Genomic DNA, 25,179 nt, shown 5'->3' on the forward strand with positions numbered 1-25,179 from the left:
TACAGTTTGAAGGCATGGGGTTCACCACGCCGAGTTACTCACTTATCGATCTCTTCACACGGGCAGAGCGCGGCGAGTTGCAGCTGCCGGATTTTCAGCGCGAATACATCTGGAACACCGACCGCGTTCGCACACTCATCACGTCTGTACTGCGCGGATACCCGATCGGGTCATTCTTGGCACTCGACACCCGCAACTCCCCAGTACGGTTTCGCCCACGGCCGCTTGCAGGGCTGCAGGTTGAGGGGGTTGAGCCGGGGCTATTGCTTCTCGACGGCCAACAGCGACTGACCTCCCTGTACCACGCATTCAAGGGCGAGGGAGTCATCCCAACCGTGGACTACCTTGGGGAGCCGATCGCACGCCGTTTCTTCGTCGATGTCCGTGGCGCGGTCGCCTCCGATCCGATGCCAGTTGAATCGGTGTTCTCCGTTGACCTCGACGGCAACGTGCGCTCCCACTTCGGTCCGGAGATCGAGGGCGGGATCAACAGCCGTGAGGACATGCTGCGCCACGGCGTGATTCCCGTGTCCCTGTTGATGTGGAAAGAGGGAAATGACCTCCTGATTGACATGGCCGCCTGTACCGAGGATGAGGGCATGCGTGCGGCTGTGAAGCGCTTCCAAAATGAGGTGCTGCGCTGGCTTCCGGCTTACGACGTACCCGTGATCCGCGTAGATCGCAACACTTCCCAGGTTGGCGTTGGCCAGATTTTCGCGCACGCGAATTCCGCCGGGCTCCAGATGGACGTCTTCGAGCTGTTGACGGCGATGTTCGCGAACCAGGATCCCGGCTTCAAGTTGGCGGAGCACTGGGCGGGCGTCGAAAAGCAACTTCGGCAGTACCCCGCACTTGATCGAGTTGGGCGCATTGAATACCTGCGATCGCTCGCGCTGTTGATCACTGCCCGCAAGGGACAGGCGACCGGACACCGCGGCGACATTCTGACAATCTCTTTGGACGACTACCGCGCACATTCCGACGAGGTGACGCGCGCGTATTTGCAGGCTGCCGAGTTCCTGGCGGATCGGCGGATCCTCTCCGTTGACCAAGTTCCGTACTCGTCCCAGCTCGTGCCGCTGGCGACGATCCTCGCTCGCTTAGCCGAGCACCCTGGGGCATTGGACGAGGACCGTGCGCGGGATCGCTTGAACCGCTGGTTCTGGTCTGGTGTGTTCGGCGAGCTCTACGGCGCCCATGCGCCGACGATTCGCGCAGGTCTTGACGTGCAGGAGGTCACTCCGTGGGTGCTCGGGCACACCGATGAAGAGCCTCGAACTGTCGCCGACGCCGAGTTCAAGGAGTCCCGTCTCCTGAACGCGACTGAGGAAAGCGGCGTATTCCGCGGACTATTCAGCCTGCTTATGGCTCGCGGGGCGCGCGACTGGCGCACCGGAAAAGAGTTCAGTCGGGAGACTTTCGAGGAACTGCAACCCAGCTTCCACACAGTCTTCTCGCCGGCGTTCTGCGCGGGGATCGGTGCCGAGGGCGCGCTTGCACATTCGGCGCTCAACCGCACGCCGATGGGACGACGCACCGAAGTCGTGATCGAAGAAAACGAGCCGAAACGGTACCTGCCAAGGCTGCAGTCGAAGTCGCTTCTCGACGACCACGAGTTCGACGCGGTCATCGAAGGCCACGAGATTAGCCCGCAGCATCTCCTTAGCTCGAACTGGGACGCGTTCCTTGAGGACCGCCGTGAAAGGTTCGTCGCGCTCATCGAATACTCTATGGGCAAACCGGTGATTCGAGACGTCGTCGGCGCTCTTGGGCAGCCAACTGGGAGCCAGCGCGGACATGCCACCATGGCGGATCCAGTCGACGTTTCCGAGCACACAGAGCACACCGAGCACACCGAACACGCTGACCAGGACACGGACCATTCAGAAGACTAACGCCCGATTGAGAATCCGCCGCGCTGCGCTCGCGGCGGTGGTTGTGGCTTGGCTGGGCTTGCAGGTTGCGGGGTGTGCTGACTCCGACGACCGCTCCCCGCTGGATCAAGCGATCGCGGTCAATCAATCACGTCACGTCGCGGAGACGTTCGAAGAACACCCGGTGGTGATTGACGACACCAAGGGCCTTTCAAGTCTGCGTTTGTTCTTTCCTCGGTCCGAGATCCTTGTGGTGAGCGATTCCACTGTCGAGGCCCAGTTGCGCGCCGCGTCGATTGCCGTCTACGCCCATGCGCCGATGATTGTGTATGACTCCGCGTGGCACCAGGAAATCTCCCAGGAGATTGAGCGGTTGAAGACGCACACGGTGTTGACCGTGGGGGAGGTGAACGTGGCACGCACTACGGGTCGGGTCAACGTTCACCGCGACCCCGGTGGCCTGGACGGGGTTGGTCAGATGCTTTCTGTGCAGTTCCGCGAGAAAGTGATCGCAGATCCTGCGGATGCCGCAGAGGTCGTCGCCGTTCTCGACGCAAAGGAGCCGGTGCTGTTGCGCGCCGCGTGGGACACTCCGAAGGTCATGCCTGGAGCGGAAGCGGAACCGTTCCCCATCTCGTCGCGACGAGACGCCGATATGGCTCCCGTGGTGGTAGCAACAAAAGATTCGTCCATTGTGTCAATTGCAAACGCCCGCAGTTTTGGGGCGGCGGTCACCCTGGTGGACAACCCTGATCCGCGGGAGTCGCGATACACACTTTTCACCATGGCAGGTCTGGCTGAGCGACCCCTGCTCGCACTCGGCGCTCAGTTTGGCGACGACGAAACGCTCGCGGAAAAAATTATGCAAGCGGAAGAATTTTATAGGTCTGCTGAGAGCGACACTGAACAGGCGGGGAACTAAAGTACTCCGGGTAACTGTTCACCCCTTTACCCGTTCTGCAGGAGAAGTGAAGTCCCGTGGCTAAACCGGTCGTCCTCATCGCTGACAAGCTTGCTCAATCCACAGTTGAAGCACTCGGAGACTCGGTGGAGGTGCGCTGGGTAGACGGCCCGAACCGAGAGGAGCTGCTGGCCGCCGTTCCGGAGGCGGATGCACTGCTGGTCCGCTCGGCGACAACGGTGGACCGCGAGGTCATTGAAGCTGCACCGAACCTGAAGATCATCGGCCGCGCCGGTGTCGGCCTCGACAACGTCGACATCCCGGCAGCCACCGAACGCGGCGTGATGGTGGCGAACGCCCCGACCTCGAATATCCACTCCGCATGCGAGCATGCGATCGCACTGCTGCTGTCTACCGCCCGCCAGATTCCGTCCGCCGACCAGACGTTGCGCAACGCTGAGTGGAAGCGTTCCGCGTTCAAAGGCGTCGAAATCTTCGGTAAGACCGTCGGCATTGTCGGTTTCGGACACATCGGCCAACTGTTCGCGCAGCGACTGAGCGCGTTCGAAACCACCATCATCGCGTACGACCCGTACGCCAACCCGGCCCGCGCCGCGCAGCTCGGTGTCGAGTTGGTCGAGCTTGAAGAGCTCATGGCCCGCGCTGACTTCGTGACCATCCACCTTCCGAAGACCAAAGAGACCGCCGGCATGTTCAATGCCGAGCTGTTGGCCAAAGCGAAGGAGGGCCAGATCATCATCAACGCGGCCCGCGGTGGCCTGGTCGACGAGCAGGCACTCGCCGACGCGATCAAGAAAGGCCGCATCCGCGGCGCCGGTTTCGACGTCTACGCGACCGAACCGTGCACCGATTCGCCGCTGTTCGGCCTCGAGGAGGTCGTGGTCACCCCACACCTCGGCGCGTCGACGGTCGAGGCGCAGGACCGCGCCGGCACCGATGTCGCCGACTCCGTGCTGAAGGCGCTCGCCGGCGAGTTCGTCGCGGACGCCGTGAACATCACCGGTGGCAAAGTGGACGAGGAGGTCGCTCGTTGGCTCGACCTTGCTCGCAAGCTTGGGCTTCTTGCGGGCAAGTTGCTTGACGACGCCCCGGTTGCTCTCAACGTCACCGCTCGCGGAGAGCTATCGACCGAAAACGTCGAGTCGCTGGGGTTGTCGGCAGTTCGCGGCCTGTTCTCTGGGATCGTGTCCGAGCCGGTGACCTTCGTCAACGCGCCGTCGATCGCCGAGTCACGCGGGCTGGATTACTCGGTCGCCACCGAGACGGAGGCGCGTGCGCACCGCAGCGCGCTTGAGGTCAAGGCGGTTGCCGCTAACGGCACAACAGCGACGGTGGTTGGTGCGCTCACGGGACTCGAAGCCGTGGAGAAAATCGTTCGTATCAACGGTCGCGGCATGGACATGCGCGCGGCTGGTCGCAACCTCTTCCTGCGATACACGGATGCTCCGGGTGCGCTGGGCAAGGTCGGCGGCCAACTGGGTGACGCTGGCATCAACATCGAGGCTGCCGCGCTGACCCAAGCAGCTAAGGGCGACGGGGCGGTGCTGGTTCTGCGCGTCGAGTCGGAGGTTCCGGAAGCGCTGGAAGCTTCGATCGAAGAGTCGATTGGCGCGCAGTCGTTCCAGGTTGATCTGGACTAAAGCTCAGCCCTAACCGGCTACATCAACGAGCGGGAGTAGACAGCGAAAATGGGTAGGCGAGGCTGATAGTCTCTCCTCAACAGCGAGAGTTTGGCCGGACAGGAAAGGCGACCTAACCATGAAGATTGCAGTGATTGCGGGTGACGGCATCGGCACCGAGGTGATGGCAGAGGGGCTCAAAGTGCTCCACGCCGTGCGTGATGACGTTGAAACCACGGATTACGATCTCGGTGCTCGCCGCTACCTTCGCAACGGTGAGCTGCTCACAGACGACGATCTGGCCAGCCTCAAACAGCACAACGCAATCCTGCTTGGGGCGGTCGGCGACCCTGAGCGTGTCCCGGCCGGCGTGCTCGAGCGTGGTCTGCTGCTGCCGCTCCGCTTCAAACTGGATCACTACGTGAACCTCCGCCCATCGCGGCTGTACCCGACGTCGATAAGCCCGCTCGCGAACCCGGGTGACATCGACTTCGTGGTCGTGCGGGAAGGCACCGAGGGACTATACGCGGGCAACGGCGGTGTGCTGCGCCAGGGCACTGACCAAGAAATCGCTTCCGAGGTCTCTCAGAACACCTACTACGGCGTGGAGCGCGTCGTGCGGTACGCGTTCGAACTGGCCATGACCCGCCGTAACAAGCTCACCCTCGTGCACAAAACAAACGTGCTGGTCAATGCAGGCGGCTTGTGGCAGCGCGTCGTGGATGAGATAGCTCCGGAATTTCCTGAGGTCGAGGTCGACTACAACCACATCGATGCGGCGACGATCTACATGGTCACTGATCCGCAGCGCTACGACGTGATTGTCACCGATAATCTTTTCGGCGACATCTTGACGGACCTTGCAGGCGCCGTCGCCGGTGGTGTCGGCCAGGCGTGCTCCGGAAACATCAACGCGGCGCGCGAGATGCCGTCGATGTTTGAACCGGTCCACGGTTCGGCGCCGGATATCGCGGGCCAGGGTATCGCCGATCCGACCGCGATGATTCTGTCCGTTGCCATGATGCTGCGGTTCTTGGGCGACGAAGACAATGCTTTGCGCATCGAATCCGCTGTGGAGGCGGATGTCGCGTCTCGGGACGCCACCGCCGTGAAGACGGCGGAGGTTGGTGACCGCATCGCGGCTGCGCTGCAATAGCTCGAGTAGGGTGGTGCAGCAACCCTTAGGAAGGATCCCGTTTTATGACCTACCGCCGTTTCCCCGTTAGTGCCGCTGCGATCATTACGGTCGCGACGTTTACGCTAGCCGCCTGTGGCGAGAGCGGTGACGTGGGCCAGGCGGGCAGCGGTGGCAACGTCGGCGGTGCGGATTCTCAGGATTCGGCGAAGTTGGACATGGATGGGGCGGAGGTTCTTCAGGACGGCAGCGGCAGTGGCGCCGACGTCTCGAAGCGGCTGTTCGAGTCAGCCGAGACCGTGGTCGTGGCGGAACCGAACCAAGCTGATCAAATGCAGGCTGCAGCGGTGGCAATTTCCTTCGGCGCGCCAATGCTTGTGCGGCACCCAGAGGCTGTCGACGAGGTAGATGAAGAGATTGCGCGTCTCGGTGCGGACCGTGTGATCGAAGTGCCCGGCGACGCCGACGAGGAAGACATCCAGGCGATCGCCGACACCGAGCCGATTGCTCCCGCCGAAGGCGAAAGCGACATCGAAGCCATCGCCGGTCAAGCAGCTGCGCAACCCCTCCCGATACAACTTCCGCCAGTGCTTGCCACCGATGAGACCTCTCGCGCCGCGGTTGCGTCGGCGATCTCGGCGGGTGCCGACGTCCAGGTGCTGGGGATCGCGGATCCACGGGAGACGTCGGAAAGCATGCGTTTGGTGACCGAACAGGACACGCTGGCGCTCGGCCAGCAGTGGGGCTCGAACGACGACTACCGTGCCCGTGTCTCACTGGCGAGTAACGGTGAGCTGCCCGGTGGCGGTGGACTCGTGTTCCCCGGTCGGCGCATGATTGCGCTGTACGGCCACCCGTACGGCCCCGAACTCGGCGTGATGGGGGAGCAGCCGCCTGCTGAAGCTGCGACGCTGGCTCAGGAGTACGCGTCCTGGTACGAGGGCCTCGATGAGCAGCCGATTATCCCGGCCTTCGAGGTCATTGTGACCGTTGCCTCCGAGTACCCCGGTGACGACGGCAACTACTCCAACGAGACTCCGGCCGAAGATATCGTGCCGTACGTCGACGCGATCCTAGACGCCGGCGGATATGCAGTGCTTGATCTCCAGCCCGGTCAAGGCAGCTTCCTTGAGCAAGTCAAGATTTACGAGGAGCTGCTGAAGCGACCGAATGTTGGTCTTGCGCTTGATGCAGAGTGGAAGCTGAACCCGGGAGAGGCGCCGCTTTCGCGCATCGGGAGTGCGTCTGCCGCAGAAATCAACGAGGTTGCTGATTGGCTCGCCGCGCTCGTGCGGGACAACAACTTGCCGCAGAAGGCGCTGATTCTGCACCAGTTCCAAGCGATGATGTACCCGGACCGCGAGAACATCGTGACTGGTCAGCCGGAGCTTGCATGGGTGCTGCACGCGGACGGTCACGGTGTGCCGGAGCAGAAATTCGACACATGGAACGTGCTGCGCGAAGACCTCGACCCAGAGTTCTTCATGGCGTGGAAGAACTTCATCGACGAGGACACGCCGATGTTCACTCCCGAGCAGACCTACGCGGATGTCAACCCGCGTCCATGGTTTGTCAGCTACCAGTAAACAGGATGCGCTAAACCGCCTCGGCACCGCCGACCTGCACGCTAATGTGTGTCTATGTCGGTTGAATTGGATGAGGTCTACAACTTCATCGCGTCGCACGAGCCGTTCTCACATCTGCCCGAGGAGACACTTGCGGCGCTCCCGGCGCAGATGGGCATCACCTATGTCCGTCGCGGCGAAGTCATCGTCCAGCCTGGACAGCGCAACAACACTCTCCACATCATCCGCTCTGGGGCAATTGACATCGTTGGGCAGGACAATCTGCTGCTGGACCGGCGCGAAGCCGGCCTGAACTTTGGCTACTCAACCCTTGTCGGGGAACCCGAATCGCGCTACTACATGGTGGCGGTAGAAGACAGCGTGTTGTACCTGTTGCCGCGGTCCGCGTTCGAGGCGCTGCTGGCCGAATACCCAGATCTCGACCGGTTCTTTCAAACCGCGTCCAAGCGCGTGCGGCTGGCCGCAGAGGAAGTACAGGACACCGCTGCTGCCGATGCGCTGCGTACACCGTTGGCGCAGCTGGTGGCTGGCCGGGAGTTGGTCACCTGCGAGCCGGACGCGTCCATCGCGCAAGCCGCCCAAACGATGGATGAGCACAAGATCACTTGCCTCGTGATCTCCGCAACAGAGCCTGGCATCCTCACCGACCGTGACCTGCGCTCGCGGGTGGTTGCCAAACGTGTCGACCCAGATTTGCCGGTCTCGCAGGTGATGACGTCACCGGTGCGCACAATCGATCAAGGCGCGATGGTGTTTGAGGCAATGCTGTTGATGAGTGAATACGGCTTCCACCACCTGCCCATCGCAGGGCCGAACGGGATCGCCGGTGTGGTCACCTCCTCCGACATCATGCGCCTATTGCAGGCGGATCCGATCTACCTTTCCGCAGAGGTGGACACCGCCACCCTCGAGGAGCTAGACGGCGCCTACAAGCGCGCCGCACAGGTCGGGGTGCGGTTCTTTGAGCGCGGCGCCTCGGCTGCCGAAACGCAACGCCTGCTCACGATGATTGCGGACTCGGTGGCCAGGAGGCTGTTTGTCCTGGCCGTCGATAAGCTGGGGCCTCCTCCTGTGCCTTTTGCTTTTGTGGCTGTGGGCTCGCAGGCGCGCGGTGAGATGGGGCCGGCCTCCGACCAGGACAACGCGCTCGTGCTGTCAAACGACTACGACGCGGCCGCGCACGGAGAGTACTTTGCTGAGCTCGCGGAGTTCGTCTGCCAGGGCCTTGCTTGCGCAGGCCAGGCGTTGTGCCCAGGGGACATGATGGCCTCGAACGCTGCGTGGCGGATGACGGAATCGCAGTGGGATTCCACTTTCCACGGTTGGGTCACAGCGCCCGACGGCGAAGCGCTCCTGCACGCGCAGGTCTTCTTCGACTTCCGTCCGATCTTCGGCGGGGGAGAGGGCTGGGAGGAAATGGCCGCCCGTGTGCACGACTCGGCGATGGTTTCCGCGCACGGTTCGCGCCGCCTGCACACTCACCTGGCCGCGCTGGCGACGTTCCGCGAACCCCCGATCGGTTTTTTCCGCGGCCTTGTCGTCGAGCGCTCCGGTGAATATGCCGACACCTTAGACATCAAGCGTGGCGGCACCGCGGCGGTGGTGCAAATGGCGCGCCTGTACTCGATTACCGCAGGTACGGGCGAGGTTGACACGATCTCACGCCTCAAGAAGTCGGCCGGCTCGACGGTGTCCGAGAAGGGCGCTGGCGATCTCCTCGGCGCCTACGAGTACCTGTCCAATTTGGCCATGCGCCACCAAGCCGCGCAGGTTAGAGCAGGGGAGCGCCCCAACTACCACATCGACCCGAAGTCTCTGCCCGGGCGCGACCGTGCTGCGCTGCGCGACGCGTTCGGCGTGATCAAGTCGCTCCAAAACGCGCTGAGCAGCAAGTACCCAACCCGGGCGGTATGAAATGCTCACACGGATCTTACGGCCCAAGGGCAGGACGCTTGACGACGGCGCCTTGTTAGCCGTGGATGTCGAAACCACCGGTTTGAAGCCAGGCGTGGATCAGATGGTGTCCATCGGGTGGGTGCCGGTCGACGGCAACGTCATCGACCTGTCCGCGGCAGAGTATTTCGTGCTTGCTGGCGTGGAGATCGGGGATTCGGCGACCATCCACGGTGTCACAGATGACGATGTCGCCCGCTTCGGGAAGGATCCGGCCGAGGTCCTCGCGGCGTTCGAGCGCGCATTTGAGCGTCGGAAATTGCTCGCGCACTTCGCGCAGATGGAAACAGGATTCATCGGGCAACTGTTTTCCGACGTGCGCCGCGAGCGCTGGCGTCTGCGCGAGGACGAAGTCGTGGACACCATGACCATGGAGCGACGCCACATGGAGCGCATGGGAACCTACCCGCGGGGTGAGGATCTTCGGCTTGCCCGTGTGCGTCACCGCTACAATCTGCCGCACTACAGTAACCACAACGCGCTCACCGACGCGATCGCTTGCGCCGAGCTCTACCTGGCAATCGACGCGAGCCGGCGGCGCTGAGCTGAATGCCTCAAGCCTAAAGTGTGCGCATGTATGCTCAAGCCCATGCGTTTTGGACGAATTGCAACACCCGAGGGCATGACTTTCGCCGTTATCAACGACGAAGGCACTACCGCGAAAGCTATCGCAGGCACCCCGTTCACGGAGCCGGAGTACACCGGCAAGGAGTACGCGCTTGAGGACGTACGCTTGCTGGCCCCGACGCTGCCCAGCAAGATCGTCGCCGTGGGCCGCAACTACGCCGACCACGTCGCCGAGGTGTTCAAGCAATCTTCCGAGCACCTGCCACCGACAATTTTTATCAAGCCGTCTACGGCTGTGATCGGTCCGGGTGCGCCGATCAAGATTCCGGACTTTGCCACAAACGTGGAATTCGAGGGTGAACTGGCGATCGTCTACGGCGTGCCGTGCAAGAACGTTAAAGCAAGCGAGTGGAAGTCCGTCGTGCGCGGCGTGACCATTATCAACGACGTCTCCTCCCGCGACCTGCAATTTGCCGACGGCCAGTGGGCGCGCGCGAAAGGCATCGACAGCTTCGGACCGCTCGGCCCGTGGATTGAGACCGACCTGGACAAGTTCGACTTCACCAACCTGCCGATCAAGGCGCACCTCACGCGCGACGGCAAGACGGAGACGAAGCAGGACTCCAACTCCAACCAGATGATCATGAGCATCGGGGAGATGGTCGAGTGGGTCACCGCCTCCTTCACCATGCTGCCCGGCGACGTGCAGGCCACCGGCTCACCCGCCGGTACCGCCGCGATGGTTCCGGGCGACTACATCGAGGTGGAAATTCCGGGCATCGGCCGCTTGGGTAACCCGGTCGAGCGTGCGTAGTTCGCTCTCAACTACAGGCTGAGCGCGCGCGAGATCGTGCGCAACTTGGCGGTGGTCTCATCCAGCTCCGATTGGGGGTCGGAGCTCGCGACCAGCCCACCGCCGGCCCACGCGCGGGCCTGGTTTCCTGCGCCATTGACCTCAGCGCAGCGGATCGCCACCATGTACTCACCGTCGCCGCTTGCGTCGGTGTATCCAACCGCGCCCGCGTAGAAACCGCGATCCGATTCCGTCTGCAGGATCATTTTCGCTGCGGCATCCTGCGGCGTTCCGCACACTGCGGGAGTGGGGTAGAGCATCTCTGCGAGCTCAAGCGCGCTCGGCGCTGGCGTGGTCGGAGATTCTCGCAGGATTCCCGCGATCGGGGTGGCGAGGTGCCACATCTCGTTCGTCTTCTCCAAGATGGGACGCGCCGGCACGGTGAGCTCGGTGCAGAAGGGGGCGAGAATGTCGCGGATGTGCTCAACCACGAACCGGTGCTCTTCGAGGTCTTTCGCTGAGGAAGCGAGCCGCTCGCCGGCTGCCGCGTCCGCAACGGGATCGTCGATTTTCCGCGCCGCGGAACCCGCCAGCGGGTAGGAACTCACGCGCACACCCTGGCGCTTGACCAGCACCTCAGGGGAAGACCCCACGAGGAAGTGCCCGTCTCGCCCAGCGGGTGAGAGGTCTGCAATGAACCCGTCGCCTGAAGCAGCCAGGTCGATCAGTCTGGCGGCAACCAACCGGGGATCGACGGGGGGATCAAACGCGATATCAACCGCGCGAGCCAGTACTACCTTTTCAAGGGCCGTGCGGCGGATCTCGTCCACAGCAAGAGCCACGCGGCGCAGATGCTCATCTGGGGACGGATCGAATCCAGCCACCCGGGCGTGGAGGACTGCACCGGGGCCCTCGCGGTAATAAGGGTGCGGGTTCAGGATCCCTGGTTCCCGGATGATCGAGGCTGGGACTGTGAGCGCCGCTGGCTCTGCTTTGTTGAACGGAAGCGCGCCGACCACCATCTCGACCTCGCCCCGGGTGAGCGCGGCGGACGCTTCGCGCACATCGGTGAACGTGCGCTCTACGCCCTGCGTCCGGACGGATCCAGAAGTACGCGACAGCAGGAAGTCTGGTGCGGAGGACGGGCGCGACGGCAGCCGGGAAGATGGCATGGGGACACAGTGTATCGCTCCGCGAATTTGGCGCGATCATGGGAGTGAAGCCCTGGTTGTCCCGACGTTGGCCCCGTATTAATGTTCTAGTTTCTGTGGTTGTCGCAGTGACGCATGCGGCGCATTCTGTGGAAGGTAAATGCAGTGTTCAAACATGTGAAGCGCCGTGTGTTGGCCACCGGAGCGGCGATCGCGGTGGCGGTAGGGATCGCCGTAGGCCCACAAGCAGGCGCCCAGGACCTCTCGTCGCAGATCCAGCGCGATATTGCCTCCGCCGTCGATCAAGCCGCGACCGAGTGGGACAATTTCGTGCGGATGGCAACCGAGTCTCTGGGGAACGGGTCCTCGCTGCCAGTCTTACCCAACGGCCCAGTTGCCAACGGCCAAAACAGGGAACTCTCTATAAACGGACGTTCTTACCTGGTCTGGGTTCCGGCGAACTACAACCCTTCGCGCCCGATGCCTGTTGTGGTGGGATACTCAGCCTTGGGCAACTCGACAGAAGACTTCCGCGACTACTCCCGGCTGCGCGAATCCACCGCGGGCCGCGAGGCCATCATCGTCTACCCGCGCGCTATCGGAGCCTCTTGGGAGGGTCAGGCGACCGCGGCAACCGGACCCGGCGAAGACATCGCGTTCGTGCGCGCCATGATCGATGATCTCGGCCGCCACTACAACATCGACCGAAACCGCATCTACGCCACCGGAATGTCCGCCGGTGGCGGTATGGCAGCAGTGTCTGCTTGCCACATGGCCGATCTCTTTGCTGGTGTCGCCAGCGTGTCCGGGGCCTTTTACACTCCGGTGAACATGAACTGCCAAAACCGGCCGATCGCTTTCTATGCGATCCACGGCATGAACGATCAGGTCATTCCGTACTACGGCGGTGAGCGCAGGGGTGCCCGCGTGCTCAACTTCCAGGAGGTCTTCTCCTCTTACGAACGCCGCAACCTCTGCGCCGGCGGCATCGACGTTTCGCCCGCCGCGGTCAATGCTTCCCGTGTCTCTGCCCGCGGCTGCGCCAAGCCAGTGCAGGTTGTCAAGGTCGAAGGCGGGGGCCACGAGTGGTTCGCGTATCCAAACGCTGCCGAGGAAGTATGGGCTTTCTTGTCTAAGCAGTCCAAATAGGCCGTCGATAAGCATCGTGCTTCTCGGCCTGTAGGGGGCGACCTGTAGCATGAACCGCATGACTGAAGCCTCGAAAATGCGCGTTCGTTTCTGCCCGTCTCCGACCGGTACTCCGCACGTCGGCATGGTGCGTACCGCCCTGTTCAACTGGGCGCAAGCGCGGCACGATGGCGGCACGTTCGTCTTTCGCATCGAGGACACGGACGCCGCGCGCGACTCGGAGGATTCGTACCAGGCGATCATTGATTCGCTGAACTGGCTGGGTATGTCGTGGGACGAGGGAGTGGTCACCGGTGGGCCGCACGAGCCGTACCGCCAGTCGCAGCGCATGGACATCTATAAGGATGTGCTGGACAAGCTCATCGCTGCCGGTGAGGTCTACCCGGCGTACTCCACCAACGAAGAGGTCGTTGAGCGCCATAAGGCGGCCGGCCGCGACCCGCAGCTGGGCTACGACAACTTCGACCGCGACCTCACCCCGGAGCAGATAGAGGCGTACGAGGCGGAAGGTCGCAAACCCGTCTGGCGTCTGCGCATGCCGGAGCAGGACTGGACCTGGAACGACCTGGTGCGCGGCGAGGTGACCTTCAAGGCGGAAACACAGCCGGACTTCGTGGTGGCGCGTTCCAACGGCGCGCCGCTGTACACGCTGGTTAACCCGGTCGACGACGCGTTGATGGGCATTACCCACGTGCTGCGCGGCGAGGATCTACTGTCCTCCACCCCGCGTCAGATGGCGCTGTACGAGGCGCTCAAGCGCATCGGCATCACCGACTTCACCCCGCAGTTCGGCCACCTGCCGTTTGTGATGGGCCAGGGCAACAAGAAGCTGTCCAAGCGCGACCCGGAATCGAACCTGTTCAACCACCGCGACAACGGCATCATCCCAGAGGGCATGATCAACTACCTTGCACTGCTGGGCTGGTCGCTGTCGTCGGACCAGGACATCTTCACCGTCGATGAGTTCATCAATGCCTTCGACGTCTCCGACGTGCTGGGCAACCCGGCCCGCTTCGACCAGAAGAAGCTGGAAGCGATCAACGCGGACCACATCCGCATGCTCGAGCTGGCAGACTTCACGCAGCGCCTGCGCGACTACCTCACCGAGTACACCGACTTCCCGGCCGACTACCCGGAGGAGAAGTTCGCTGTTGCGGCCGAGCTGGTGCAGACGCGCATCAAGGTGCTTTCCGACGCGTACGGGCTGCTGAAGTTCCTGGTCACCGCCGACGAGGAACTCGTGTTGGAGGAGAAGGCTGCGAAGAAGAACCTCAAAGAGACCGCAGTCGAGCCGCTTGACGCAGGCATCGCTGCGCTTGAAGCGCTCGGTGAAGGGGAGTGGACCACGCCCAACATTGAAGTCGCTCTGAACAAGGCGCTTATCGACGACCTCGGGTTGAAGCCGCGCGTCGCCTTCGGCGCGCTTCGTGTCGGCGTCTCCGGTGAGGCGATTTCCCCACCCCTGTTCGAGTCCATGGAGCTGCTGGGCCGCGATTCCACGCTGGCGCGTCTACGAGCTGCCCGCGCGGTCACACCGTACGAGGCTGCGCCAGCTCAGTAGCTTCGCTTCGAAGAATCGCACCAGTGTGATTCTCTCGCCGAATTTGGCGCTTAAGCTGGCGATTTGGTGCGAATCGAGGCCGGTGGTTATAGTAATCAACGTTGTTCAGCGCCCCACGGGCCTGGAAAACGAATGGCCTATGGTGTAATTGGCAACACTACGGTTTCTGGTACCGTCATTCTAGGTTCGAGTCCTGGTAGGCCAGCTGCAGAGCTTTACTGAAGTTCTGTGTCCTATGCCCCGTTCGTCTAGCGGCCTAGGACGTCGCCCTCTCACGGCGGTAACACGGGTTCAAATCCCGTACGGGGTACAACGAAGCTCCCAGTCTGGTCCGACCAGCTGGGAGTTTTTCCCATCCCGCACCTGGGTGTGGTGCCTGCGGGGTAAGTTGTTTGCATGTCGAAATTTCCCCGCGTCTTGGCAACGGCGATCTGCGCCGCCGCAGTGTCGTCCACCTTCGTCGCCCCGGTGACTGCCGGTGCCAGCAGCGGGAGTTCTGTCGCCGACACACTCTCCGCAGTGAACCCGCTGTCATCGCTGCTCACAGGCAACCCCACCGACACCGGCTCAAGCGTGTACGACGCCTCCAGCATCCCATTTGCAGGACTCAGCCTGTCGTCGAACTTTCCACTGTTTGCAGTCCCAGCCCTAATCCTCGCCACACTCGGCGGAGGTTTGCTGGGTTCGCAGATGTATCAGCGACTCGGCAGCTCCAACGCGTCGCTCAGCTCTGGCTGGACAGATGCGGCAGACACGTTCCCGGACGAAGACGCACAGCCAGCCGAGTTCCGCAGGATCTCGCACGTTGAGAACGACATCTACGAGGTCGTCGTGTGGTCGCACGCCATGGGCCGTGAGGTGAAAAACGAAGTCATCCTGCCCGGTGGGCCCGACAACACCGAACCCCGCCCCACCTTCTACCTCATGATGGGCGCAGATGGCGCTGCTGGCGGATGGTCCTGGCGCAACTCCTCCAACTACCAAGAATTCTTCGCCGACAAGCTCGTCAACGTGGTCACCCCCATCGGCTCCGTCTCGTCCATGCAGGCGGATTGGTACATCGACGACCCGGCAACCGGCACGAACAAATGGTTGACGTACTTGACCAAGGAGCTCCCTCCGCTTATCGACGAAATGTTCTCGGGCACCGGACGCGATGGCATCGCCGGAATCTCTATGTCCGGAGGACCTGCGATCTCTATCGCCTCCTATGACCCCGATCGTTTTGTCGCAGCAGCGTCCTACTCGGGGTGCCCTTCGACAACGGGTGTGGTTGGCGGGCTCTACACCTCCTCGGCGGTGAAGATGAACGGCGGTGACCCGGTGAGGATGTGGGGCTACCCCGGCGACGAGGCGTGGGCTGCCCACTCGCCAGTCCTACACCTCGACGCGCTGCGTGATACCGAATTGTTCATCGCCGCTGCCCAGGGAGTCCCGGGTGAAATCGACGGAATCAAGCATTCTTCGGAACGCCTTGGCCCGCCGGCGATGATCGAGGCCGCTTCGTACGCGTGCTCGAAATACTTCGTGGATTCCGCGCGTGCTGCCGGCCTGGACGTGAGCTGGTACCCGCTTGTCGAAGGCACGCACAGCTGGGGGCTGTTTGAGGACTCCATGCGCGAAAGCTGGCGCCGCCTCGGCCCAGCGATGGGCGTGCAGCCCTATCACCGCGCAACTCCGATCACGTCCGAGCCGCCAACATCTGAGGCCCCGCAGCCGCTGGATCGCGAAAACAGCAGCGCAAGCAGCCGCTAATCCGCATGCCACCCGGTAGCATTTGCGCATGAACACACGTTACGGGGGGAAATTTTAGGAGGAAGTGCATGCTTAACCGCCGCATCGCTGGAGCAGTATTCGCTGCATCGCTGACGCTCGGTGCTGCCACTGCACCATCGGCCACTGCAGTGCCCGATGCTCCGGGCCCGCTTAACGACGGGCGGAGTAGCTTGAGCAGCTCGCCGATCGCAGCCGGGCCAGCGATGGTGATGGGCAGCCTGATGGGCGGTGTGTTGGGCGGTGTGTTGGGCAAGGCGCTGTTCGGGGGATCGTCGATAAGCAACAATGCCCAACCGGTGACTCCCAATACTGACGGGCCGATCGGTGAGCTGCGCGGCGTTGAGCAGATCTCGACAACGGTGTGGCGGGTGACCGTGTACTCGCCGTCGATGGACAAGGAGATTGTCAATGAGGTGATTGCGCCGGTCGGCGGCCCGGACAACCTCACACCGCGGCCGACCTACTACCTGCTTGGCGGCGCGGGCGGTACGCCGTGGACTGATTACGACGGGACGGTGGAGTTCTTCGCAGACAAGAACGTCAACGTCGTCTCGCCGCGGGGCACTCGCGGCACCATGGTCACCGACTGGAATGAGCCGCACGGCGAATTTGGGACGCTGAAGTGGGCGACGTATCTGTCTCACGAGCTGCCGCCGGTGATCGACGAGGTGTTCCACGGAACCGGGCGCGACGCGATCGCCGGCGCCTCAGCACATGGCGGGCCGGCGCTGATGATCGCGACGATGTCGGACCGGTTCGTTGCAGCAGGAACATTCTCGTCGTGCCCGTCGACATCCGGGTTGGTGGGGAAGTCCTTCGCGCGACTCGGTGTGCGCTTCTACAACGGTGATCCCTCAAAGATGTGGGGCGGCCCTTTCAGCTCCGGGTGGGAAGCGAACTCTGCGGTGAACAACCTTGACGCGCTGCGTGGAAAGCAGCTGTTCCTCACTGCGTCTCGCGGCATTCACTCGGAACACGACGACCGCATGACCGACTCTCCCGACTTCCTCCTCGTACCTGACGAGCAGGTGGCGTACGTATGCTCGCGACACTTCATGGCGCGCGCGGATGCCAAGGATGTCGACTACGACTGGTATGAGCTCACCGAAGGCACGCACAACATGGGCACGTTTAAGCGGCAGTTGCCGCTCACGTGGGAAACTGTCGGGCCGGCCCTCGGCGTGGAGTGACACCGCTAGCGCTGCGGGGAAGCCCCGGATAAAGGGTCTTTACTTCGCGTGTTTTTGTTGTCCGGCGCGGGTGAACTCCCAGTGCTATGGTTGGCGCGATCTTAAGCGAAGCTAAGGAGACGCATTGTTTACCGCACGAAAGACCTCGCCCGTCATTGCCTTTCTGGGTGCCACCGCTATCGCTCTTGCCGGTTGCTCGGAGCCGCCAGAAGAAACTCCCGAAACTACTGCGGCGGACAACGGCACCGCCACCTCCGCGGCTCGCGAAGGCGATGGAGCCGGTGCTGGCGAAGCTGCATCTTTGACCCTTTACACCTCCGAGCCGGAGGAAAAGGTTGATGAGATCATCAAGGCATTCAACGAGGAGCACCCCGACATTGATGTGCAGGTCCACCGCGCGGGCACCGGCGAGCTGAAGGCTCGAATTGAGGCTGAGCGCAGCTCCGGCGCGGTCGAGGCGGACTTGATCTGGGCCGCCGACGCTCCGACGTTTGAGGAGTTCAAGTCGAACGACCTTCTGGCCAAGTTTGAGAATGTGGACTCCGACGATGTCCTTGAAGATGCGGTTGACCCGGATTCCTTTTACGTGGGAACCCGCCTCATCCCGACAGTAATCGCATATAACACCCAGGTCATCGACGAGGCAGATGCTCCGCAGTCGTGGACGGACCTCACGGACGAACGCTTCCTGGACAAGATCGTGCTGCCGGACCCGGCCGTGTCTGGTGCGGCCGCATACAACGCGACCGTGTGGATGAACGACTCTCAGCTCGGCGAGGAGTGGATCACCGCGCTCGGCGAGAACAACCCGATGATCGCCGCCTCAAACGGCCCGACCTCGCAGGAGATTGCGGGCGGCGGTCACCCGGTCGGCATCGTCGTGGATTACCTCGTGCGTGACTTGGCCGACAAGGGCTCTCCGATCAAGGAGGTCTACGCCTCCGAGGGCTCGCCGTACATCACTGAGCCGATCGCGGTGTTCAAGGATTCCCAGAACCAGAAGGCTGCGGAGCTCTTCATCAACTTCATCCTGTCCCAGAAGGGCCAGGAGTTAGCGGTCGAGCAGAACTACCTCCCGGTGATCGACGGAGTCGGCACCCCGGGTGACGCGCCTGAGCTCAAGGACATCAAGCTGATGGAAGCTGACCTGGAGACGCTGACCGATGACCGGACTCGCTCGGTCGAGTTCTTCCAGAACGCGCTGCAGTAGGTAACGGGGCAGTGGCACGGGGCAAAGAAGGACTCACCTTCGGGCTCCGCTTGGCGCACCTTGGGGTGTGGCTTGTCGCAATCGGGGTGTTCGCTGCTCCCTTGGCATTGGTTATCTCGCTCGCGCTGGGAGGCAACCAGCTTCCTGTCCTCATTGAGCAAGGGCTAGGCCGAGCGACCTGGAATTCGCTCTACACCACGGTCTTGTCCTCCGTTGGCGCTGTGGTAGTCGGCGGGACGGTCGCAATCCTGCTGGAGCGAACCGACGTGGGCGGAACCTCTGGCCTGCGCCTTTTCCTCCTCTCTCCGTTGCTTGTTCCGCCGTTCGTCGGCGCCATCTCCTGGTTGCAACTTTTCGGACGGAACCAGGGGCTCAACGCGGTGTTCGACCGCCCGATCTGGGACCTCTACGGTGCCGACGGCATCGTCTTCCTGATGACGCTGCACTCTTACCCGGTCGTGTACGTCATCGTCTCTGCGGCGCTTCGTTCAATCCCATCCGATTTGGAGCTCGCCGCAAGGGTAGGAGGCGCATCCAGCGGCACCGCCCTTCGCACCGTCACCATCCCTCTTCTCGGGCCAGCGTTTCTCAGTGCGTTCACCTTGACCGCCGTGTCCAACTTGGCGGACTTCGGCATCCCTTCGATTCTCGGTTCGCCGGTGCGGTTCGAAACCTTGGCCACCATGGTGTACCGGATGATGGAATCCGGGACCGTCTCAAACCCGCTGCAGGTTGTCTCCACCGTCGGTGCTGTGCTCATGCTGCTCGGCGTCGCGGCGGTCGTTGCCGATTACGTTATCTCGCGGCACGAGACATCCACCGTGACCGGCGGTGGCACGATGAAGCTCGCCCTCGGTACTGCCAAACTCCCAGTCACCATCGTGACTTGGGTACTCGCACTCGCCATCACCGTCGGGCCGCTGCTCGGCTTGACCTACCGCGCACTCCTTCCCGCTCCTGGTGTGCCGTTTAATGCCGAAAACATCTCCTTCGACAACTTCTCGAAAACGTTGGGTAACCCCCGGGTAGTCGACGGGTTCACCAACTCCGTCATCCTCGCCGGCGGGGCCGCCCTGCTGTGCGGACTACTCGGATGGGCAATCGGCATCTTGGTCACCCGCACCCGCTCGCGGATGAACACGCCGCTTTCCCTGCTCACGCTGCTCCCTGCAGCGCTGCCAGGCCTGATCATCGGCGTCGGCTGGGTCATCTTCGGCCGCTACACCGGCATTTACAACACGCGCTGGGTGATTTTGCTCGCCTATGTCTGCGCATTCACCGCCATGGTGCTGCAGGCCGTGCGCGCGCCGCTGGCGAAGACCCCGGACGCGGTCGAGGAAGCAGCGCAGATCTCAGGCGCTGGCCGGCTGCGCGCGATCTGGGACACCAGTGGACGCATGGCTCTGCCTGCTGTGTTCTCCGGCGCCGTGCTAGTGGCTGTGACCGCAGTGCGCGAGCTCACTGTCTCCATTTTGCTCGTCGCACCTGGCACCACAACTATCGGCGTGCAACTGTTCAACCTGCAGCAATCCGGCAATTACAACCAGGCCTCCGCCCTCGCTTTGATGTTCGCGATCATCGGCATTGTCGCGCTGGCGCTGACGGTTCGGGGTCCCTCCAAGGAGTCTTAGATGAGCGATATCGCAATCGACAACCTCTCCGTCGTGTTCCCCGATGGCACCGTCGGCCTCGACGAAGTGAGCCTCACCGTCAACAGCGGAGAGTTCGTTGCCCTCGTCGGTCCGTCGGGGTCCGGCAAGACGACGCTCTTGCGATCGGTAGCTGGTTTCATCGAGCCGTCGTCAGGCTCAATTGCTCTCGACGGCACCGACGTCTCCTCGACCCCTCCGGAAAAGCGCGACATGGGCATGGTGTTCCAGCAGCACGCAGTCTGGCCGCACATGAGCGTCGCGCAAAACGTGGCCTACCCGCTACAGCGCCGCGGGGTGGGGAAGCAGGAGCAGCGACAGCGAGTTGAGGCCACGCTCGAGCAGGTTGGCCTTGCGGGCTACGGCAAGCGCCGGCCGTCGACGCTCTCCGGCGGCCAGCGCCAGCGGGTCGCCCTCGCGCGTGCGATCGTCTCCACCCCGAAAGTCTTGCTTCTCGACGAAGCGCTGTCCGCCCTCGACGAGCCGTTGCGCGACTCGCTGCGCCGGGAGCTGGTGACCCTCACGCGCGAATCCGACCTCACCACCGTGCACGTCACGCACGACCGCAAGGAAGCCATCGCCATCGCCGACCGCATCGCACTCCTCCGCGACGGCCAACTTGAACAGTTCGACACCCCGCACACGATTGTCACCCGCCCAGCCACACCTTGGGTCGCATCGTTCATCGCGGATGCCACGCTTCTCGACGGTCGCGTGGACCGCGGCCAGGTGATCACGGAGGACCCGGCCTTCGCCTGGGATCTGAGCGAAGTCGAAGTCATCGGCGAACCGACGCCGCAAGTCAGAGTCGCGGTGTTGCCGGAGGCAGTAACGGTCGATTCAGAACCGGGCCCGCAGTCCCGGCGCGGCGAAATTACCTCTGTGCTCTTCGAGGTCACCGGCTACTCGGTCAGTGTGCAGGTTGGCAGCGTGGTGTTCCGCGCCCGCACCTCGACCGCGATGCGACCTGAAGTGGGCCAAGCAGTGGCGGTTTCTATCGCCCGCCCGCTCGTCTACCCGATGTAGCGAAGTCGTCGCCAGCTGGGGATTTGTCGTTGGGCTGATCAATCTTTTATGATTACCAAGTCGCAAACGCGTACGCGCCCCGTTCGTCTAGCGGCCTAGGACGTCGCCCTCTCACGGCGGTAACACGGGTTCAAATCCCGTACGGGGTACAACTTTGAAATAATAGGTGCAGCCCAGCTTTGACATAAGCTGGGCTGCATGCCTTTAACTGAAAAGTTTCCCGCGTCACCCGATTACCTTCCAGGTGGGTTGCTCAGCGCCATCGGGAACACCCCGCTCGTGGATTTGTCCGCGGGCTTTAGCCATTCCGCCACCGACGTCGTTGAGGTGTGGGGCAAGCTCGAATCCTTCAACCCCGGAGGCAGCGCCAAGGATCGCACTGCGCGCGCACTGGTCGCCGACGCGACCGAGAAGGGCATTCTCTACCCAGGCGCCATCGCCGTCGAGTCGAGCAGCGGCAACCTCGGTGTGGCTCTGGCCCGCGAGGCTGTCACGGGTGGGTGGGAGTTCCACTGCGTGGTGGACCAGCGCACCAACGCCGCCACCGTCGCAATGATCAAAGCACTCGGTGCGACCTTGCACCCGGTCACGGGACCGGACCCGGACACCGGTGACTGGCTCGCTGCACGCCGCAAGAAGGTCGCGGAGCTCAAAGCAGAACTTGGCGCTGTGAACCTGGACCAATACTCCAACCGAGCAGCGTTCGACGCCCACGATTTCGGCACGATGGCGGAGATCGTTGACCAGCTCGGCCACGCGCCGGAGGTCCTCGTGGTTTCGGTCAGCACCACCGGCACCGTCGGCGGGTGCCTGCGCCACATCCGCGAGCACAACTACGCCACTGAGGTCGTCGCAGTCGACGCGGAGGGCTCCGTGCTTTTCGACGGCACCCGCGGCGAACGCATCCTCCCGGGCTACGGCGCCGGGGTGGTGCCCGAGCTCTCGAACGAAGTTGAACCGGACCGCGTGATCCGTGTCGCCGCCAAGGACGCGATCGCAGCCGCGCGCAGTTTGGCACGCTCCACTGGCTTTGCGCCGGGGGCTTCGGGCGGGGCGGTTGCCCATGCCGTCGATAAGCTTGCGCGCGAAGGCGCGCGCGAGATCGCCGCGATTTTCCACGACGACGGCCGCGCGTACCTCGATACCGTCTACAACGATGAGTGGGTGCAGCAATGCGTGTAGCGATTATCGGTGCTGGTCCGCGCGGGCTCTGGGCCGCTGAAGCACTCATGGAACGCGCGCGCCAACGCGGCGCCGCCATCGAGCTCGCGGTGTTCAACGACGGTCCCATCGACACGGCGTCCGGCAACGGCGCGTTCCAGGAATCCCTGCCTGACGAGTGGTTGCTCAACGTGCCCGCCCACGTCATCGAGACCCAGCTCGGCAGCTTCAACGATTGGCGCGGCGCCACCGACCCCTTCCCGCCGCGCAACACCGTCGGCAGGTTCCTCCAGGCCTCGTGGCGCGCGCTCGAACAGCACCTTCCGCCGCGCTGCTCGCTTGAATTCAGGTCAGAGCAGGTCAGGGAGCTTTCGCTTGACGACGCCCACGTGCTCCTCGAAGGCGAGCCTTTCGAGGAAGTCCTGCTCACCACCGGCCACGCGCAACACTGGCCCGGGTCGTTGGCAGGTGCAGAGATTGCCGGACTGCCCGTGATTGCGCCGGCGTACCCCGCGTCGCAGCTCGACTCGGTGGGGGAGGATGACATCGCTTTGGTGCGCGGCGCCGCGCTCACGTTCATCGACGTGACCCGCTACGTCAAAGCTAAGGTGTTCTACCCGGTCACGCGCACGGGACGGTTCATGGAGGTCAAGGCATACCCGGATGATGCGACGTCGCACGAACTCGCACCGGTGATTGCATCTTCGTCCGAGGAGATTCTGGAGTGCGACAACTTCGATGAGTTCGTTGCCATCCTCGCCGACTGCGCCACCCAGGTGCTCAGCATCGTGGGCGGCGAGGGCAGCGAGTCGGACATCAACGCTGTGCTGACCGGAGAGGACTTCTCCGGTGATCCGGTGGCAGAACTCCGCACCTCTCTTGCCGCGGCAGAAGGCGAGCGGCCGTGGACCCCGGCGCTTGCGGTGGCGCTCGCGTTCCGCGATACGTACCCGGCCATCGTTGAGCGCGCCTCCTTCGGCGGGCGTGAAACCCTTGGCGGGCAGCGTTTCGACGCGCTGACCCGCACCCTTGAGCGCGTCGCGTTCGGACCGCCGCCGGCATCCGCCCGCGATCTGCTCGCGATGCTCGATGCCGGCCGGATCCGCACCGACATTTTCAGCCGCGGCGACGAGGACTTGGCCGCCCTGGCTAAGGAGGTCGGCGCGACCGTGGTCATCGACTCGGTGAACGCGCCCGCAGGCGTCGTCGAAGACACGCTGGTCGGCGATCTTGTCGAGCGCGGCATCGGCACCCGCTACGCCGACACAGATGCGCTGCACATCGAGCGCGATGGCACCCTGGTCGGCCAGACCCGCATCGCAGCGGCCGGCCGCATGAACGAGGGTCTCATCCTCGGCCACGACACACTGCGCCGCGACAAGCACGACGTGATCGAGCGCTGGGCGGATCGCGTCAGCGCGGCCGCGATGGACAACCCCGACCGCGTTCACGGCCTGCCCCCGCTCGTACCGCGCAGCTACGACTGGTCGGAAGCGCTGCTCGCCGACCCGGAAGAAGCGCAGCGCCTCATCGATGCCTTCGGCAGCCCGGTGAACGTGCTCAACCCGGGCCCAATGGAGGCGAACATCGCCGAGCTCGTCGCAGCCGGCGAGAACATGGGCGTGGAGACGAAGATCTTCTACGCCCGCAAGGCGAATAAGGCCCTTGTCTTCGCAGACACCGTGCGCGATACGGACCACGGCGTTGACGTCGCCAGCGAGAACGAGCTGCGCCAGGTCCTCGAGCACGGCATGCCGGGCGACCGCATCATCTGCTCCGCCGCGATCAAGCCGGACCCGATGCTGCAGCTCGCGATCGACAACGGCGTCGTCATCTCCGTGGACACCCGCGCAGAGTACGACCGCATCCGCGCCCTCGCCGAGGCCGCCGGCACGCAGGCCAAGGTCGCCCCGCGCCTCGCGCCCGACCCGGACACCATGCCACCGACGCGCTTTGGTGAGCGCCTGCGGGATTGGGATCGGCATTTGCAAGAGCCGTCGACAAGCGTGCGTGTAGTCGGGGTACATGCCCACCTGCACGGGTACGCTGCGGCCGACCGCTCGAGCGCACTGCGCGAGTGCATGGAGCTGATCGACCGGCTGCGCGACGCCGGGCACGCGCCAGAATTCATCGACATCGGCGGCGGCGTGCCCATGCGCTACCTGGAGCACGAGTCGCAGTGGCGTGACTATCAGGCGGCGATCGCCGCGCAGCGCGAGGGTTACGCCGCGCCGTTCACCTGGAAATCCGACCCGCTGCGCAACACCTACCCCTACTGGCAAGAACCGACGCGCGGCGCGTGGCTCGAGCAGGTGCTCGGCGATAGCGTCGCGGAGGCCATGCAGGCACGCGGCTTGCGGTTGCATCTCGAGCCGGGCCGTTCGCTTCTCGACGGCTGCGGCGTCATCCTCGCCCAGGTGGCCTTTGTCAAGACACGCTCGGACGGGCTTCCCCTCGTTGGGCTGGCGATGAACCGCACCCAGTGCCGCACCACGTCGGACGACTACCTCACCGACCCGATCCTGCTCAAACGCGGCGCAGATTCGGAACCGATGGAGGCGTTCTTGGTCGGCGCGTACTGCATCGAGGACGAGGTGATTCTGCGGCGCAGAATCCGCTTCCCCCGCGGCGTGGCGGCGGGCGACATCATCGCGATCCCGAACGCGGCCGGCTACTTCATGCACATTCTGGAAAGCGCGTCGCACCAGATCCCGCTGGCGAAAAACGTCGTCTACCCGCCGGGCGAACTCGACGCGATCGACCAGCGCTAGTCCAGCGCTAATTCTGTTATGTCCATAGAGTTTTTGGACGCGGAGTCCGGGGACTTTTTGGACGCGGAGTCCGGGGACTTTTTGGA

The 25,179-nt window shown here is 63.4% G+C and carries 18 protein-coding genes and 3 tRNA genes; 20 read left to right on the forward strand and 1 reads right to left on the reverse strand.

Annotated features, from left to right (window positions below; all coding sequences use genetic code 11):
* The first annotated feature begins 14 nt into the window (after positions 1 to 14).
* From CGLAU_RS05595 to CGLAU_RS05630, 8 genes are all read left to right on the forward strand, one after another.
* The gene (locus CGLAU_RS05595; RefSeq protein WP_095659838.1) at positions 15 to 1,895 is read left to right on the forward strand and encodes a DUF262 domain-containing protein; all 1,881 of its coding nucleotides are present in this window, start codon (positions 15 to 17) and stop codon (positions 1,893 to 1,895) included.
* 7 nt (positions 1,896 to 1,902) lie between these two features.
* On the forward strand, positions 1,903 to 2,796 hold the full coding sequence (locus CGLAU_RS05600; protein ID WP_232507221.1) for a hypothetical protein: 894 nt from the start codon (positions 1,903 to 1,905) through the stop codon (positions 2,794 to 2,796).
* Positions 2,797 to 2,852: 56 nt separating this feature from the next.
* Entirely contained in the window at positions 2,853 to 4,436 is a 1,584-nt protein-coding gene (serA, locus tag CGLAU_RS05605; RefSeq protein ID WP_095659839.1) for a phosphoglycerate dehydrogenase, read from the forward strand.
* Positions 4,437 to 4,554: 118 nt separating this feature from the next.
* Positions 4,555 to 5,571, forward strand: coding sequence for a 3-isopropylmalate dehydrogenase (locus CGLAU_RS05610; RefSeq protein WP_095659840.1), 1,017 nt, complete (start codon positions 4,555 to 4,557; stop codon positions 5,569 to 5,571).
* A gap of 44 nt (positions 5,572 to 5,615) precedes the next feature.
* Positions 5,616 to 7,136, forward strand: coding sequence for a cell wall-binding repeat 2 family protein (locus CGLAU_RS05615; RefSeq protein ID WP_095659841.1), 1,521 nt, complete (start codon positions 5,616 to 5,618; stop codon positions 7,134 to 7,136).
* Positions 7,137 to 7,190: 54 nt separating this feature from the next.
* Positions 7,191 to 9,050 (forward strand): DUF294 nucleotidyltransferase-like domain-containing protein, encoded by a 1,860-nt coding sequence (locus CGLAU_RS05620; protein WP_095659842.1) that lies wholly within the window; start codon positions 7,191 to 7,193, stop codon positions 9,048 to 9,050.
* Between the two features lies 1 nt (position 9,051).
* Positions 9,052 to 9,633 carry a 3'-5' exonuclease gene (locus CGLAU_RS05625; protein ID WP_095659843.1) on the forward strand — a complete coding sequence of 194 codons (582 nt, stop codon included), beginning with the start codon at positions 9,052 to 9,054 and terminating at the stop codon, positions 9,631 to 9,633.
* 45 nt (positions 9,634 to 9,678) lie between these two features.
* Entirely contained in the window at positions 9,679 to 10,470 is a 792-nt protein-coding gene (locus CGLAU_RS05630; RefSeq protein WP_095661066.1) for a fumarylacetoacetate hydrolase family protein, read from the forward strand.
* A gap of 11 nt (positions 10,471 to 10,481) precedes the next feature.
* Here CGLAU_RS05630 and CGLAU_RS05635 read toward each other — a convergent pair whose 3' ends face one another.
* Positions 10,482 to 11,621 (reverse strand): isochorismate synthase, encoded by a 1,140-nt coding sequence (locus tag CGLAU_RS05635; RefSeq protein ID WP_095659844.1) that lies wholly within the window; start codon positions 11,619 to 11,621, stop codon positions 10,482 to 10,484.
* Positions 11,622 to 11,765: 144 nt separating this feature from the next.
* On the opposite strand from CGLAU_RS05635, the gene CGLAU_RS05640 reads away from it, so the two are divergent.
* The 12 genes from CGLAU_RS05640 (at position 11,766) to CGLAU_RS05695 (ending at position 25,093) form a co-directional block, all read left to right on the forward strand.
* Positions 11,766 to 12,749, forward strand: a complete 984-nt coding sequence (locus CGLAU_RS05640; protein WP_157731280.1) for a CE1 family esterase — start codon at positions 11,766 to 11,768, stop codon at positions 12,747 to 12,749.
* 58 nt (positions 12,750 to 12,807) lie between these two features.
* A complete protein-coding gene (gene gltX, locus CGLAU_RS05645) occupies positions 12,808 to 14,310 on the forward strand; it encodes a glutamate--tRNA ligase (RefSeq protein WP_095661067.1) in 1,503 nt (500 codons plus the stop codon).
* Positions 14,311 to 14,443: 133 nt separating this feature from the next.
* Positions 14,444 to 14,515: transfer RNA gene (locus CGLAU_RS05650), tRNA-Gln, on the forward strand.
* Between the two features lie 32 nt (positions 14,516 to 14,547).
* A tRNA-Glu gene (locus CGLAU_RS05655) sits at positions 14,548 to 14,620 on the forward strand.
* Positions 14,621 to 14,706: 86 nt separating this feature from the next.
* Positions 14,707 to 16,065, forward strand: coding sequence for an alpha/beta hydrolase (locus CGLAU_RS05660; protein ID WP_095659846.1), 1,359 nt, complete (start codon positions 14,707 to 14,709; stop codon positions 16,063 to 16,065).
* 68 nt (positions 16,066 to 16,133) lie between these two features.
* A complete protein-coding gene (locus tag CGLAU_RS05665) occupies positions 16,134 to 17,276 on the forward strand; it encodes an alpha/beta hydrolase (protein ID WP_232507222.1) in 1,143 nt (380 codons plus the stop codon).
* Between the two features lie 124 nt (positions 17,277 to 17,400).
* On the forward strand, positions 17,401 to 18,486 hold the full coding sequence (locus tag CGLAU_RS05670; protein ID WP_095659847.1) for an ABC transporter substrate-binding protein: 1,086 nt from the start codon (positions 17,401 to 17,403) through the stop codon (positions 18,484 to 18,486).
* An 11-nt stretch (positions 18,487 to 18,497) separates the two neighbouring features.
* Positions 18,498 to 20,117, forward strand: a complete 1,620-nt coding sequence (locus CGLAU_RS05675) for an ABC transporter permease (RefSeq protein ID WP_198305041.1) — start codon at positions 18,498 to 18,500, stop codon at positions 20,115 to 20,117.
* Positions 20,118 to 21,161, forward strand: a complete 1,044-nt coding sequence (locus CGLAU_RS05680; RefSeq protein WP_095659849.1) for an ABC transporter ATP-binding protein — start codon at positions 20,118 to 20,120, stop codon at positions 21,159 to 21,161.
* 76 nt (positions 21,162 to 21,237) lie between these two features.
* Positions 21,238 to 21,310, forward strand: a tRNA-Glu gene (locus CGLAU_RS05685).
* A gap of 49 nt (positions 21,311 to 21,359) precedes the next feature.
* Positions 21,360 to 22,343 (forward strand): pyridoxal-phosphate dependent enzyme, encoded by a 984-nt coding sequence (locus tag CGLAU_RS05690; protein WP_095659850.1) that lies wholly within the window; start codon positions 21,360 to 21,362, stop codon positions 22,341 to 22,343.
* On the forward strand, positions 22,334 to 25,093 hold the full coding sequence (locus CGLAU_RS05695; RefSeq protein ID WP_095659851.1) for an FAD/NAD(P)-binding protein: 2,760 nt from the start codon (positions 22,334 to 22,336) through the stop codon (positions 25,091 to 25,093). The genes CGLAU_RS05690 and CGLAU_RS05695 overlap by 10 nt, the downstream gene beginning before the upstream one ends.
* Positions 25,094 to 25,179: the final 86 nt, after the last annotated feature.

Source organism: Corynebacterium glaucum, from assembly GCF_002287505.1.
Taxonomy (GTDB): domain Bacteria; phylum Actinomycetota; class Actinomycetes; order Mycobacteriales; family Mycobacteriaceae; genus Corynebacterium; species Corynebacterium glaucum.